Origin of the sequence: Streptomyces sp. NBC_00252 (genome assembly GCF_036187565.1) — a bacterium.
Lineage (GTDB): Bacteria > Actinomycetota > Actinomycetes > Streptomycetales > Streptomycetaceae > Streptomyces.
In genome coordinates, this window is the sequence record NZ_CP108087.1 from 1245617 (window position 1) to 1260418 (window position 14802).

At 69.8% G+C, this 14802-nt stretch carries 10 protein-coding genes; 6 read left to right on the forward strand and 4 right to left on the reverse strand.

Annotation, left to right across the window (positions count from 1 at the left end; translation table 11 throughout):
• Nucleotides 1-54 precede the first annotated feature (54 nt).
• Genes OHT77_RS05520 through OHT77_RS05530 form a run of 3 tightly spaced genes read right to left on the reverse strand, consistent with a single transcriptional unit; the run spans nt 55 to nt 3623 of the window.
• A complete protein-coding gene (locus OHT77_RS05520) occupies nt 55-1029 on the reverse strand; it encodes an ABC transporter permease (RefSeq protein WP_328826848.1) in 975 nt (324 codons plus the stop codon).
• Nucleotides 1022-2062 (reverse strand): ABC transporter permease, encoded by a 1041-nt coding sequence (locus tag OHT77_RS05525; protein WP_328826849.1) that lies wholly within the window; start codon nt 2060-2062, stop codon nt 1022-1024. Before OHT77_RS05525 ends, OHT77_RS05520 begins: the two co-directional genes overlap by 8 nt.
• Nucleotides 2063-2105: 43 nt before the next feature.
• Nucleotides 2106-3623, reverse strand: a complete 1518-nt coding sequence (locus OHT77_RS05530; RefSeq protein WP_328826850.1) for a sugar ABC transporter ATP-binding protein — start codon at nt 3621-3623, stop codon at nt 2106-2108.
• A gap of 261 nt (nt 3624-3884) precedes the next feature.
• Here OHT77_RS05530 and rhaI point away from each other — a divergent pair, with 261 nt between their 5' ends.
• The 6 genes from rhaI (at nt 3885) to OHT77_RS05560 (ending at nt 11674) form a co-directional block, all read left to right on the forward strand.
• Nucleotides 3885-5045 (forward strand): L-rhamnose isomerase, encoded by a 1161-nt coding sequence (rhaI, locus tag OHT77_RS05535; protein ID WP_328826852.1) that lies wholly within the window; start codon nt 3885-3887, stop codon nt 5043-5045.
• Between the two features lie 115 nt (nt 5046-5160).
• Complete coding sequence (locus tag OHT77_RS05540) at nt 5161-7200, forward strand: bifunctional aldolase/short-chain dehydrogenase (protein WP_328826853.1); 2040 nt, start codon at nt 5161-5163, stop codon at nt 7198-7200.
• An 8-nt stretch (nt 7201-7208) separates the two neighbouring features.
• A complete protein-coding gene (locus OHT77_RS05545; RefSeq protein ID WP_328826854.1) occupies nt 7209-8648 on the forward strand; it encodes a rhamnulokinase in 1440 nt (479 codons plus the stop codon).
• 73 nt (nt 8649-8721) lie between these two features.
• Nucleotides 8722-9525 carry a (Fe-S)-binding protein gene (locus OHT77_RS05550; protein ID WP_328826855.1) on the forward strand — a complete coding sequence of 268 codons (804 nt, stop codon included), beginning with the start codon at nt 8722-8724 and terminating at the stop codon, nt 9523-9525.
• The gene (locus OHT77_RS05555; RefSeq protein WP_328826856.1) at nt 9522-11009 is read left to right on the forward strand and encodes a LutB/LldF family L-lactate oxidation iron-sulfur protein; all 1488 of its coding nucleotides are present in this window, start codon (nt 9522-9524) and stop codon (nt 11007-11009) included. Before OHT77_RS05550 ends, OHT77_RS05555 begins: the two co-directional genes overlap by 4 nt.
• Entirely contained in the window at nt 11006-11674 is a 669-nt protein-coding gene (locus OHT77_RS05560; protein ID WP_328826857.1) for a LutC/YkgG family protein, read from the forward strand. Before OHT77_RS05555 ends, OHT77_RS05560 begins: the two co-directional genes overlap by 4 nt.
• Here the strand turns inward: OHT77_RS05560 and OHT77_RS05565 are convergent.
• A complete protein-coding gene (locus tag OHT77_RS05565; RefSeq protein ID WP_328826858.1) occupies nt 11647-14769 on the reverse strand; it encodes a family 78 glycoside hydrolase catalytic domain in 3123 nt (1040 codons plus the stop codon). The genes OHT77_RS05560 and OHT77_RS05565 overlap by 28 nt on opposite strands.
• Nucleotides 14770-14802 lie beyond the last annotated feature (33 nt).

Below are 14802 nucleotides of genomic sequence, written 5' to 3' on the forward strand. Positions count from 1 at the left end.
GCGCGGGGAACGGCGCGACCAGCCACATCGGACCCGCAGCCGCCAACCGACCGATCAGGTGGATCGTGCAGCGGCCCGAGAAACAGCCACTTGCCGAGCAACCCGAGGCCCAAGCACCGAAACAACAAGCAGCACACCGGTGACAACGATCTGCGACTGCGCGGAGACGTTCAGCAGACTCATCACGTTCTGCAACGCCCCGAGCAGAAAGACCCCGGCGACCGCACCTCCCAACGTCCCCTTTCCACCGTCGAAGTCGATACCACCGAGCAACACCGCGGCGACGACGGACAGTTCGAGTCCCGTGGCATTGTCGTAGCGCGCACTGGCGTAGTGCAGCGCCCAGAACACCCCGGTCAGCGAAGCCATCAACCCCGTCACCGTGAACAGGATCAGCTTCTGCCGCCGGACCCGAATGCCGGCGAACCGCGCCGCTTCCACATTCGCCCCGATCGCGAACAACGACCGTCCGAACGGCGTCGCGTGCAACACGACCACAGCGATGGCGAGCAGCACGAGGAAGGGCAGGAACGCCTGCGGCAGGAACGTGCCCCCGAGCCGCCCGGACGCGAAGTCCAGGTACTGCGAAGGGAAATCGGTCACGGCATCGGACCCGAGCACGATCTGCGCGATCCCCCGATACGCGGCGAGCGTACCGATCGTGACGGCGAGCGACGGCAGCCCGAGCCGGGTGACCAGCAGCCCGTTGACGAGCCCGCAGACCACGCCCAGCAGCAGGCAGATCGGGATGATCGTCTCGATGGTCATGCCGTCGTTCCACAGCTTGCCCATCACCGCACCCGAAAGACCCGCCGTGGAGGCGACCGACAGATCGATCTCGCCGGAGACGACGAGCAGTGTCATCGGCAGGGCGATCAGCGCGATGGGAAGCGTGTTGCCGATCAGGAACGACAGGTTCAGCGCGTTCCCGAAGCCGTCCACGAAGGAGAAGGAGAACAGCAGCAGGACGATCAGAAGGGCGCCGACGACCGTGTCCCAGCGGATCGCGCGCGTCAACGACTCAGGCATGGCGGGCGTTCCTCTTCTTCAGTGCGGTGGCCACACGCAGGGCGACGATCCGGTCGACGGCGATGGCGAGGATGAGCAGGATGCCGTTGATGGCCAGCACCCAGACGGAACTGACGCCGAGGGCGGGCAGCACACTGTTGATCGAGGTCAGCAGGAGCGCGCCGAGAGCCGCGCCGTAGACGCTGCCTGAGCCGCCGGTGAAGACGACACCGCCGACGACCACCGCGCTGACCACGGTGAGTTCGTACCCGGTGCCGGTGCCGGAGTCGACGTTGCCGAAGCGGGCGAGGTACATCGCGCCGGCGAGTCCGGCGAGCCCGCCGCAGAAGGTGTACGCGGCGAGGATCCGCTTGCGGACCGGGATGCCGGCCAGCCGCGCGGCCTCGGGATTGGAGCCCAGCGCGTACAACTCCCGCCCGCTGCCGAAGTGTTTGAGGTAGTAGGCGGTGGCGACCAGTACGGCGAGCGCGATGAGCGCCAGCCAGGGCACGGCCGACAGGCCGCCGGAGCCGAAGTCCACGAAGCCGCCCGGGAGATCGGCGGCGGTGATCTGCCGTGAGCCGACCCAGATGGAGTCGACGCCCCGGATGATGTAGAGCGTGCCGAGGGTGACGACCAGCGCCGGCACCTGGCCGAGACTGACCAACAGCCCGTTGACCAGGCCGAGTCCGATGCCCAGCAGCACCGCGAGCACGATCGCGACGACAGGGTTGCCGCCGCCCTGCAGATACGTGCCGGTGGCGAAGGCGGTGATGCCGAGCGTGGAGCCGACGGACAGGTCGACGTTGCGGGTGATGACGACCAGCGACTGACCGGTGGCGACCAGCACGAGGATGGTCGCGTTGAGGAGCAGGTCCTTGATGCCCTGCTCGGACAGGAACTCGCTGTTGCCCGCCTGGGTGATGCCGATCATCACCAGGAAGACGACCAGGATGGCGAGTTCACGCATCTTGAACACCCGGTCGACGAGCCGCGTGCTGCTCGACTCGGGCACCTCGGCGGCGGGCGCGGGATTGGGCGCGGTGACCGTCATACGGCGGCCCTCCCGAAAGCTGCGGTCGTCATGAAGGCCTTGTTCATGCGGCGGCCCTCCCGGTGGCTGCGGCCATCACGGTTTCCTCGGTGGCTTCGGAACGGGGGATCTCGGCGGTGAGGCGGCCCTCGTGCATCACCAGCACGCGGTCGGCCATGCCGAGGATCTCGGGCAGATCGGAGGAGATCATCAGGACGGCCACGCCGTCGGCGGCCAACTCGCTGAGCAGCCGGTGCACTTCGGCCTTGGTGCCGACGTCGATGCCGCGGGTCGGCTCGTCGACGATCAGCACCTTGGGGCCGGTGGCCAGCCACTTGGCGAGGACGACCTTCTGCTGGTTGCCGCCGGAGAGGGTGTTGACGGTGTCGGCGATCCGCGCGTACTTGACGTGCAGCTTCACCGCCCAGTCGAGGGAGCGGCTGCGCTCGGCGGCCCGGTCGACCAAGCCCGCCCTGACGGTCGTCCGCAGCCCGGTCAGGCCGATGTTCCGCTCGATGGACATGTCCATCACCAGGCCCTGTGCCCGCCGGTCCTCGGGGACCAGGGCGAGGCCCGCGGCCATCGCGGTCGACGGGGCGCCGTTCGTCAGCGACCTGCCGTCCACCTCGACCCCGCCGGCGTCCCAGCGGTCGATGCCGAAGACGGCCCGCGCGACCTCGGTGCGGCCGGCGCCGACGAGCCCGGCGAGTCCGACGATCTCTCCGCGCCGTACGTCGAAGGAGACGTCGGTGAAGACGCCCTCGCGGGTCAACCGCTTGACGCTCAGGGCGACTTCACCGGCCTCGACGTCCTGCTTGGGGTAGAGCTCGTCGAGATCGCGGCCGACCATGCGCCGTACGAGATCGTCCTCGGTCATGCCGTCGATCGGCTCGCTCGAGATCAGGGCGCCGTCGCGCAGGGTGGTGACCCGCTGGCAGATCTGGAAGATCTCCTCCAGGCGGTGCGAGATGAACAGGACGGCGGCGCCCTGTTCGCGCAGGGTACGGACGACGCCGAAGAGGCGCGCGACCTCGCTGCCGGTGAGGGCCGCGGTCGGCTCGTCCATGATCAGGACGCGGGCGTCGAAGGAGAGCGCCTTGGCGATCTCCACGATCTGCTGGTCGGCGATGGACAGTCCGCGTGCCGGGCGGTCGGGGTCGAGTTCGACGCCGAGCCGCTTCATCAGTTCCGCGGTCGCCGCGTACGTGGCCTTGTGGTCGATCCGGCCCAGCGCGCGGCGGGGCTGGCGGCCCATGAAGATGTTCTCGGTGATCGACAGGTCCGGGAAGAGCGTGGGCTCCTGGTAGATCACGGCGATGCCCGCGTCGCGGGCGTCGCCGGGGCCGTGGAAGAGGACGGGCGCGCCGTCGAGCAGCACCTGGCCGGCGTCGGGCCGGTGCACACCGGCGAGGGTCTTGATGAGAGTGGACTTGCCCGCGCCGTTCTCACCGGCGAGTGCGTGCACCTCACCTGGGAACAGTTCGAGGGACACGTCCCGCAGGGCGCGTACCGCGCCGAAGGACTTGGAGATGCCCTTGAGCGCGAGCACCGGGGCCGGACCCGCGTCTGACGGGTGGGTCATGAGGGGCTCCTCGACGACGCCCGGGGTGGGCCCTCACGGCGTCGTGAAAGGTTTCAACTTGGTTGCCGGGACGTTAGGCGCGCCAGCCTTGTCACGTCAATGGGTCCGCGTCGAAAAACTTTCGATAGCCAAAGGTCACATTGAAGTCACGGGACACAGGCTTCGCCGAAGGGCTTGACACCCCTACGGGAGGCTCATAACTTCGCTCTCTGAATCGTTTCATACACACGTCGTTCCGTCGCACGTCACAGGAGCCCTCAAGTGACCGATCTCGCCGCGGTGAAGGCCGCTCTCAGGACCCAGGCAGTCGAGACGCCTTCGTGGGCGTACGGGAACTCCGGGACCCGGTTCAAGGTCTTCGCCCAGGAAGGCGTACCGCGCACCCCGCAGGAGAAGCTGGAGGACGCGGCGAAGGTCCACGAGTTCACCGGCGTGGCTCCCACGGTCGCCCTGCACATCCCCTGGGACCGGGTCGACGACTTCGGGGCGCTGGGGAAGTTCGCGGAGGACCACGGGCTGAAGCTCGGCGCGATCAACTCGAACACGTTCCAGGACGACGACTACCGGCTCGGGAGTGTCTGCCACCCCGACGCGACGGTGCGGCGCAAGGCGCTCGATCATCTGCTGGAGTGCGTCGACATCATGGACGCGACGGGCTCCGCCGATCTGAAGCTGTGGTTCGCCGACGGGACGAACTATCCCGGCCAGGATGATCTCTCCGCACGGCAGGACCGGTTGGCCGAGGCGCTCGCGGCGGTGTACGAGCGGCTCGGGGACGGGCAGCGGATGCTGCTGGAGTACAAGTTCTTCGAGCCGGCGTTCTACTCGACGGATGTGCCGGACTGGGGTACCGCGTACGCGCACTGCCTGAAGCTCGGGCCGAAGGCTCAGGTCGTGGTCGACACCGGTCATCATGCGCCGGGCACCAATATCGAGTTCATCGTCGCGACGCTGCTCCGCGAGGGGAAGCTCGGGGCGTTCGACTTCAACTCACGGTTCTACGCCGACGACGACCTGATGGTGGGGGCGGCTGACCCCTTCCAGCTGTTCCGGATCATGTACGAGGTGATCCGGGGTGGCGGGTTCACCGCCGATGTCGCTTTCATGCTCGACCAGTGCCACAACATCGAGGCGAAGATTCCGGCGATCATCCGGTCGGTGATGAACGTGCAGGAAGCTACGGCGAAGGCCTTGCTGGTGGATCGGGACGCGTTGGGTGTGGCGCAGCGGGACGGGGACGTGCTCGGGGCCAACGCTGTGGTCATGGACGCGTACAACACCGATGTGCGGCCGTTGCTGAGGGAGCTGCGGGAGGAGCAGGGGCTCGACCCTGATCCGATCGCGGCGTATCGCTCCAGCGGGTGGCAGGAGCGGATCGTCGTCGAGCGGGTCGGGGGGCAGCAGGCGGGGTGGGGCGCCTGAGCGTCCGCCTGGTCGTCGTCTGTTCGCGGGTGCGCGCCGTACGTGGCTGGTCGCGCCGTTGCCCGCGCCCCTGAAGGTAATGCGCTCACCCTCTCTCGAAAAGGACTGGAAGTTCATGGCTCCGCACCCCGAAGCAGAAGCTCTGCTCTCTCGATCCAATCGGCTTGGTTCTGATCCCCGTAACACCAACTACGCCGGCGGGAACACGTCCGCGAAGGGCGTCGACACCGATCCCGTCACCGGTGGGGATGTCGAGCTGATGTGGGTCAAGGGGTCCGGAGGGGACCTGGGGACGCTCACCGAGGGTGGGCTGGCCGTGTTGCGGCTGGACCGGATGCGGGCGTTGGCCGACGTGTATCCGGGGGTCGAGCGCGAGGACGAGATGGTCGCCGCCTTCGACTACTGCCTGCACGGCAAGGGAGGTGCGGCGCCCTCCATCGACACCGCCATGCACGGACTGGTGGACGCCGCTCATGTCGATCATCTGCACCCGGACTCCGGGATCGCGCTCGCCTGCGCCGTCGACGGGGAGAAGCTGACCGCCGAGTGTTTCGGGGACAGCGTGGTGTGGGTGCCGTGGCGCCGGCCCGGGTTTCAGCTGGGACTCGACATCGCCGCCGTCAAGGCCGCCCACCCGCAGGCCATCGGCTGTGTGCTCGGCGGGCACGGCATCACCGCGTGGGGTGACAGCTCCGAGGAGTGCGAGCGGAACTCGCTGCACATCATCCGGACCGCCGAGGCGTTCCTCGTCGAGCGCGGGAAGCCGGAGCCCTTCGGGCCCGTCGTCGAGGGGTACGGTGCGCTGCCCGAGGCCGAGCGGCGGGAGCGGGGGGCCGCGCTCGCCCCGTACGTCCGCGCTGTCGCCTCTCAGGACCGGCCGCAGGTGGGGCACTTCACCGATTCCGACGTCGTGCTCGACTTCCTCGCGCGGGCCGAGCATCCCCGGCTCGCCGCGCTCGGCACCTCGTGCCCCGACCACTTCCTGCGGACCAAGGTCAGGCCGCTCGTCCTCGATCTGCCGCCGACCGCCCCGCTGGACGAAGCCATCGCGCGGCTGAAGGAGCTGCACTCCGCCTATCGCGAGGAGTACGCCGCCTACTACCAGCGGCACGCGCTGCCCGACTCCCCCGCGATGCGTGGGGCCGATCCGGCGATCGTGCTGATCCCGGGTGTGGGGATGTTCTCCTTCGGCAAGGACAAGCAGACCGCGCGCGTCGCCGGTGAGTTCTACGTCAACGCCATCAACGTGATGCGTGGCGCCGAGGCCGTGTCCACATACGCGCCCATCGAGGAGTCGGAGAAGTTCCGTATCGAGTACTGGGCGTTGGAGGAGGCCAAGCTCCAGCGGATGCCGAAGCCCAAGCCGCTTGCCACGAGGGTCGCGCTCGTCACCGGTGCGGGGAGCGGGATCGGCAAGGCCATCGCCCGGCGGCTGGTGGACGAGGGTGCCTGTGTCGTCGTCGCGGATCTCGACTCCGAGAACGCGCAGGCCGTTTCGGAGGAACTGGGCGGGCCCGACAAGGCCGTCGCCGTCACCGTCGACGTGACCGACGAAGCGCAGATCGCCGCCGCCTTCAAGGCCGCGCTGCTCGCCTTCGGCGGGGTCGATCTCGTCGTCAACAACGCGGGGATCTCCATCTCCAAGCCCCTGCTGGAGACTTCGGCCCGGGACTGGGACCTCCAGCACGACATCATGGCCCGCGGCTCCTTCCTCGTCTCGCGTGAGGCTGCCCGGGCGATGATCGCGCAGGGGCTCGGCGGCGACATCCTCTACATCGCGTCCAAGAACGCCGTGTTCGCCGGTCCCAACAACATCGCGTACTCCGCGACCAAGGCCGACCAGGCCCATCAAGTCCGTTTGCTGGCCGCCGAGTTGGGTGAGCACGGCATCCGGGTCAACGGGATCAACCCGGACGGGGTCGTGCGGGGCTCGGGCATCTTCGCGGGTGGTTGGGGTGCGCAGCGGGCGGCGACCTACGGGATCGAGGAGGAGAAGCTCGGCGAGTTCTACGCCCAGCGGACCATCCTCAAGCGTGAGGTGCTGCCGGAGCATGTCGCCAACGCCGTCTTCGCCCTCACCGGCGGCGACTTGACGCACACCACCGGGCTGCACGTCCCGGTCGACGCCGGTGTCGCGGCGGCTTTCCTTCGGTGAACGCTGACATGAAGGTGTACGCCGCGGTCGACCTCGGCGCGTCCAGCGGGCGCGTCATGGTCGGCCGTGTCGGCCCCGATTCCCTGGAGTTGACGGAGGCGCACCGCTTCCCCAACCGGCCCGTCCGCACCCCGGAGGGTCTGCGCTGGGACATCCTCGCGCTGTACGCGGGCGTCCTGGACGGGCTCCGGGCGGCGGGACCCGCTCTCGACTCCGTCGGCATCGACAGCTGGGCCGTGGACTACGGCCTGCTGGACGCGGACGGGGCCCTGCTGGGCAATCCCGTGCACTACCGGGACGCCCGCACGGAGGGGGTCGCCGAGAAGGTGTGGGCGACGGTGCCGGCGGGTGAGTTGTACGCCTCGACCGGGTTGCAGTACGCGCCGTTCAACACCCTGTACCAGCTCACGGCGGCCCGGGACTCGCCTCAACTGGCCGCGGCCGAGCGCCTGTTGCTCATCCCCGACCTGCTGTCCTACTGGCTCACCGGCGAGCAGGGCACCGAGCTGACCAACGCCTCCACCACCCAGCTCGTCGACCCCCGGACGCGCGAGTGGTCGTACGACATCGCCTCGCGGCTCGGTATCGACCTCGGACTGTTCGCGCCGCTGCGGCAACCGGGCGATCCCGCGGGGGTGTTGCGGGCCGAGGTGCTGGAGGAGACGGGGCTTCGGGGGGCGGTGCCGGTGACGGTGGTCGGGTCGCATGACACGGCGTCAGCTGTCGCCGCTGTTCCGGCGGTCGAGGAGCGGTTCGCCTATATCTGCACGGGGACCTGGTCCCTGGTCGGACTGGAACTGGACGCGCCCGTGCTCACCGAGGCGAGCCGGGCCGCGAACTTCACCAACGAGCTGGGACTCGACGGCACGGTCCGCTATCTGCGCAACATCATGGGGCTGTGGCTGCTCCAGGAGTGCGTACGGGCCTGGGGTGAACCGGAGTTGGGCGAGCTGCTGCGCGAGGCGGCCCGGGTGCCGGCACTCCGGTCGGTCGTGGACGCGGGTGACGCGGGGTTCCTCGCGCCGGGGCGGATGCCGGAGCGGATCGCCGACGCGTGCCGCGCTTCCGGGCAGCCAGTGCCGGAGTCCCGGGGCGAGATCACGCGCTGCATTCTCGACTCGCTCGCGCTCGCTCATCGGCGCGCGGTCGGCGAGGCGCGGGAACTCGCCGGGCATCCGGTCGACGTCGTGCACATCGTCGGCGGCGGCACGCGGAACGCGCTGCTGTGCCAACTGACCGCCGACGCCTGTGGGTTGCCGGTGGTGGCCGGTCCCACGGAGGCTGCTGCGCTCGGCAACGTCCTCGTGCAGGCGCGGGCCCACGGGCTCGTCGGTGACCTGGCCGGGATGCGGCGGCTGCTCGCCCGTACGCAGGCGTCGACCCGGTACGAACCACAGGGCGACACCGCCCGCTGGCAGGCCGCGGAGGCCCGGCTCGCCGCGCGGTGAACTGGGGACTCCCCGAGACGGTGGTCGCCGACTACGCTGCATCCATCCGATGACCGATCACTAAGGAGCCGCGATGCGTGTCGCCCTGTTCCTGACTTGTGTCAACGACACGCTGTATCCGGACACCGGGCGCGCCGTGGTGAAACTGCTGACCAGGCTGGGCGTCGAGGTCGACTTCCCGATGGCGCAGACCTGCTGCGGGCAGGCGCACTACAACACTGGTTACCGCCATGAGGCCGAGCCGCTCGCCCGGCATTTCTCCGATGTCTTCGGGGAGTACGAGGCGATCGTCACGCCGTCCGGGTCGTGCGGGGCGATGGTGCGGGAGCTGTATCCGCGCATGGGTGAGCGGGCCCGGGCCGAGGGGCGCGGGGACACCCTCGCGGCGACGCTGGCGCCGGTCGTGCCGAAGACGTACGAGCTGACTGAGTTCCTCGTGGACGTGCTCGGGGTGACGGACGTCGGGGCCTACTACCCGCACAAGGTGACCTACCACCCCACCTGCCACGGGCTGCGCAGCCTCGGGCTCGGCGACCGGCCGCTCAAGCTCCTCCAGGCCGTCAAGGGGCTGGAGTTGGTCGAGCTGCCGGGTGCCGACGAGTGCTGCGGGTTCGGCGGGACGTTCGCCGTGAAGAACGCCGATGTCTCGGCGGCGATGGGCGCCGACAAGGTGCGCAACGCCGAGTCGACGGGCGCCGGGGTGCTGTGTGCGGCGGACAACTCCTGTCTGATGCACATCGGCGGCACCATGACACGGCTGCACACCGACATGCGGCCGGTGCACATCGCGGAGATCCTGGCCGCGACCGAGGACAGCACGGAAGGCGCCACGGAAGCCGGCGCCGAGGTCGTCACGGAAGAGGAGACGGGCGCATGAGCGGCACCTTCGTCGGAATGCCCGCCTTCCCGGCCTTCCCCGTCGCGGCGCACGAGGCCGTCAACAACCGGACCCTGCGCGGCAATCTGCGCCACGCCACCCACACGATCCGCGCCAAACGGGCCAAGGCCGTGGCGGAGCTGTCCGACTGGGACGCGCTGCGCGAGGCGGGCAAGCAGATCAAGGACCACACCCTCCGTCATCTCGACCGCTACCTCATCCAGTTGGAGGAGTCGGTGACGGCCGCCGGTGGCACCGTCCACTGGGCCGCCGACGCCGACGAGGCCAACCGGATCGTGACGCGGCTCGTCCAGGAGACGGGCGAGTCGGAGGTCGTGAAGGTCAAGTCGATGGCCACGCAGGAGATCGGGCTCAACGAGGCGCTGGAGGAGGCGGGCATCCGCGCCTACGAGACCGATCTCGCCGAACTCATCGTGCAGTTGGGCAAGGACCGCCCCTCGCACATCCTGGTTCCCGCGATCCACCGCAACCGGGGTGAGATCCGGGAGATCTTCGCGCGGGAGATGAGCGAGTGGGGCCGCCCGGCCCCGGACGGGCTGACCGACACCCCCGCCGAACTCGCCGAGGCCGCCCGTCTCCATCTCCGGGAGAAGTTCCTGCGGGCCAAGGTCGGCGTCTCCGGCGCCAACTTCATGGTCGCCGAGACCGGCACGCTCGTCGTCGTCGAGTCAGAAGGCAACGGCCGGATGTGCCTCACCCTGCCCGAGACGCTGATCTCGGTCGTGGGCATCGAGAAGATCGTGCCGACCTGGCAGGACCTGGAGGTGTTCCTGCAGACCCTCCCCCGCTCCTCCACGGCCGAGCGCATGAACCCGTACACCAGCACCTGGACCGGGACGACCGACGGCGACGGCCCGCGCACCTTCCACCTGGTCCTGCTCGACAACGGCCGCACCGACACCCTCGCCGATGAGGTCGGCCGCCAGGCCCTGCGCTGCATCCGCTGCTCGGCCTGCCTGAACGTCTGCCCGGTGTACGAGCGGGCCGGCGGTCACGCCTACGGCTCGGTCTACCCGGGCCCGATCGGCGCGATCCTCAGCCCCCAACTCCGGGGCACCGCAAGCGAGATCGACGCCTCGCTGCCGTACGCCTCCTCCCTCTGCGGTGCCTGCTACGAGGTGTGCCCGGTCGCCATCGACATCCCCGAGGTGCTGGTGCATCTGCGGGAACGGGTCGTGGAGGGCGGGCCGGTGACCCGCGAGGGCAACAAGGTCGTCCTGCAGCCCGCCAAGGGGCATGCCGCCGAGCGTGCGGCGATGCGGGCGGCGCGCTGGACGTTCACGCACCCGGGTGCCCTGCGCACCGGCCAGCGGCTCGCGTCCCGTACCCGCCGCTTCCATCCACGGACCGTGCCGGGACCTGGCAGGGCATGGACCGGCACCCGCGATCTGCCCGCCGTACCGGCGGAGCCGTTCCGCGACTGGTGGCAGCGCACGAACGGTGGAAAGGGCGAGACCAAGTGAGCAGCAGGGAAAGGATCCTGGGCCGCGTGGAGCGCGCGCTCGCGGACGTGCCACGGGACGAAACGCCCTATGAGCAGGCCTTCGAGCGCGGCTATCTGCGCGAGCACGGGGACCGGAGTGTCGCGCAGACGGTGGAGCTGCTGGCGGAGAACCTGGCCGACTACCGGGCGATCGTGCACCGGTGCGCGGAGGCCGAACTGCCCGGCGTGATCGCCGGGTTGCTCGCCGAGCGGGGGTCCAGGACGGTCGTCGTACCGTCGGGTCTGGAGCCGTCCTGGCTCGCCGCGGCCGAAGCCGGACAGGTCGGGGACCGGGGTGAGAGCACCCCGGCCGAGCTGGACCGGGTCGACAGTGTCGTCACGGCGTGCGCGGTGGCCGTCGCCGAGACCGGCACCATCGTCCTGGACGGCGGCCCGGACCAGGGGCGTCGCCGGATCACGCTCGTCCCCGACCATCACATCTGTGTCGTACGGGTGCCGGACCAGGTGGTGTCCTCGGTCCCGCAGGCGCTCCAACGCCTGGACCCCGCGCGCCCGTTGACGTGGATCTCGGGTCCGTCGGCGACCAGTGACATCGAGCTGGACCGGGTCGAGGGGGTGCACGGTCCGCGCACCCTTGAAGTCGTGCTGGTGGGCGGTCAGGTGAGCGCGGAGGTCAACTCGTAGCGCCCTGGCGGGAGTCGGTAGACGGCGGTGCCGTCCGTGAAGCCGAGGAACTGCACGCCCAGTGCCTCGGCCAGCGGCCTGCCGCCCTCCTGGACGGTCGACGGGTCGGTGGTGGGGAGGTGCAGGGTGGCCGTGGTGTTCGCGGGGACGATCGCCCGGTACGTCAACTGCCCTTCCCGCACGGCCCATTCGCTGACGATCTCGCCGTAGGGAGAGACGTGTGAGCCGCTCGCCCTCGTGATCCTGCCCGTCGGGTCGGGGTGCGGGCGGAGCCGGAACCGCTGGAAGCCCGGGTGTTCGGGGTCTCTGGCGATGCCGGCCATGCTCTCGTACATCCACTCCACGATCGCGCCGTAGGAGTAGTGGTTGAAGGAGTTCATGTCGACCGGGCCGAAGCCGTCGTCCTTCGAGTACGAGTTCCAGCGCTCCCAGACCGTGGTGGCGCCGTTGGCCACCGAGTAGAGCCAGGACGGCATCGCGTTCTGGTGGAGGAGGCGGTACGCGAGGTCGACCTGGCCCTCGGCGGTGAGGACGGGGGCGAGGACGTTCACCCCGAGGAAGCCGACGGCGAGGGTGTCCTCCGGGTAGTCGACGCGGGTGCTGTCGGGGTGGGTCGCCTTGTAGGCGGGGCTGTTGCCGATGTTGTCGGTGAGCAGGGTGACGAGTTGGCGGTGCTGCGACTCGGTGTCGTAGAAGCCGAGTTTGAGGATCCAGAGCAGGGCGGTCTGGGTGTCGTCCTCGGTCCTGCCCGCGCTGTTGCCGGGGGTGTGGGGCGGTGGGTCGCCGAGGCTGGAGCGGACGGTCAGCCGTCCGGTGAGGGCGTCGGTGACGAGGTACTTGGCGATGAAGGCCTGTTTGATGTGGGTGAACAGCCGCTCGTAGGCGGCCGATTCGGCGGTGCGGCCGGTGGCGCGGGCCATGTCGGCCATGAGGCGGGCGCTGTAGCCGTAGTAGACGTCGCTGATGAGCTGGGTGCTGGTGATCTGGAAGGCGAGCCAGTCGCCGAAGATCGCGCCCTGGCCGGCGTAGGTGTCGCCGGTGCGACTCCGGATCCAGTCCAGGTACGTGGTCATCGACGCCCAGCTCCGGTCGATGATCGTGGTGTCGCCGGACATCTGCCACACCGTCCACGGCACGACCAGCCCGCAGTCCGCCCAACCGCTGGCCGGGAGCGCCTGGCTGTAGCGGTGGCCGGGGGCGACCCAGGGGAACTGGGCTTTCCCCGCACCGTAGTTGCGCTGCGAGTCGATCAGGGTGTCCTGGAAGTGGCTGAGGAAGGGGACGGCGTCGGTGTTGTACAGGCCGGTGCCGGCGAAGAGTTGGGTGTCTCCGGTCCAGCCGAGGCGTTCGTCGCGCTGGGGGCAGTCGGTGGGGATCCAGAGGTAGTTGCCGCGCTGGCCCCAACGGACGTTGCTGATCAGCTGGTTGACGTCGGCGTCGTCGGTGGTGACGGTGCCGATGTCGTGGAGGGCGGAGGTGGCGACCTTGCCCGTGAGGTCGACGAGGGTGACGGTCTCGGTCGTGGTGACGGAGACGTACCGGAAGCCGTAGAACGTCAGCGAGTCCTGGTGGGTCTCCCCCGCCGGGTCGCCCTTGAGGATGTAGGTGCTGGTGGCCTCGGCGCTGCGCAGGTTCGCGCGGTACACCGAGCCCGCAGGGCCGTCGGCGCCCGCGCTGTCGTCGTTGAGCATCTCCCCCGGCTTGAAGGCGACTTGGGCGCCCGCCGGGCCGCGCAGCGTGTAGCGCGGCACGCCGACGAGGTTCTGGCCGAGGTCGATGACGGCGGTGTCGCCGGGGTGCAGGGTGACGGAGACGGTGGACGCACGCGTGGGGTCGGTGACCGTACGGGCGGGGTCGACGACGATACGGCCCTTGCCGTTGGCGATGGTCTCCTCTCCCGAGACGCCCGTGCAGACGGTGACGGACTCCGGCTTGAGGTCCCATTCGGGCATCAGGCGGGCGCTTTCGCCGGGATAGGCGATCAACTGGGCGTCGGGCAAGGGGTCTTGGGCCTCGACGGGCGACCAGGCCGAGGTGTCGAAGCCGTTCGCCGTCCAGCCAGGGAGTTCCTTGCGGGCGTCGTAGGACTGGCCGTCGTAGAGGTCGTCGGTGCGGTAGGGGCCGGTGTCGGTGGCCCGCCATCCGGCGTCCGGGGCGGTGACGATCGTCTGGGTGGAGCCGTCGGCGTACCGGACGAGGAGTTTCGCCTTCAGGGCGAGGGAGTTGCCGTCGGCCGAGTAGTAGTGGTTGCTGTTCTCGGAGATACGGCCGTTGTACCAGCCGTTGCCGAGCACGGCCGCCAGGGTGACCTGGGACGGGTCCGCGAGCAGGTCCGTGACGTCGTAGGCGAAGTAGTTGACGGTGGCGTCGTAGTTGGTCCAGCCCGGGGGCAGGAACTCGTACGTGGTGCCGTCGCCCTGGGGGACGGACACGCGCCGGCCGTTGACGTAGGCGTCGTACACGCCGAGTGCGGAGACGTACAGCCGGGCCTCGGTGACCCGCTCGCCCGTCAGCGGTGTCTGGCTGCGCAGGAGGGGTGCGCCGGGGGTGTTCGGGCGCTTGCCCGCCATGCCGATCCAGCGTGCGCCGTCCCAGCCGGTGACGCCGTCGGTGCTGAGCAGGCCGGTCTCGAAGCGGGCGGCGGGAGCGGTGGTGGCGCGGCCGCGTTCGTCCCACACCGTCACCGTCCAGTGGTAGCGGGTGGAGGGGCGCAGGCCGGGGCCGGAGTAGCGGACGGCGACCGAGCCCGCCGCGTCGACGCGGCCGCTGTCCCAGACGTCGGGGTGGCCGCCGGTCAGATGCCCGGGTGAGGTGGCGACCCTGATCCGGTACGCCGTCTGGCGGCGGCCCCGCGCGTCGGATGCCATGCGCCAGCCGAACCTGGGGTGCGGCGCGTCCACGCCGAGCGGGTCGGTGCGGTGTTCCACGGTCAGGCCGGACACCGTGGTCCCGGACGAGGGGGTTCCGCCGCCGCTGCCGCTCGCCGTCGCGGCCGGGACGACGCTCAGGGCGGCCGCCGTGGCCAGCAAGGTGCGGCGGCGCAGCCTTCCGTCGCGGGGGGCCGATGCGTCGACTCCGTCGACTCCGTCGTTCATGCCGCTGTCCCTTCGGCCCGCCGGGAGATGGAG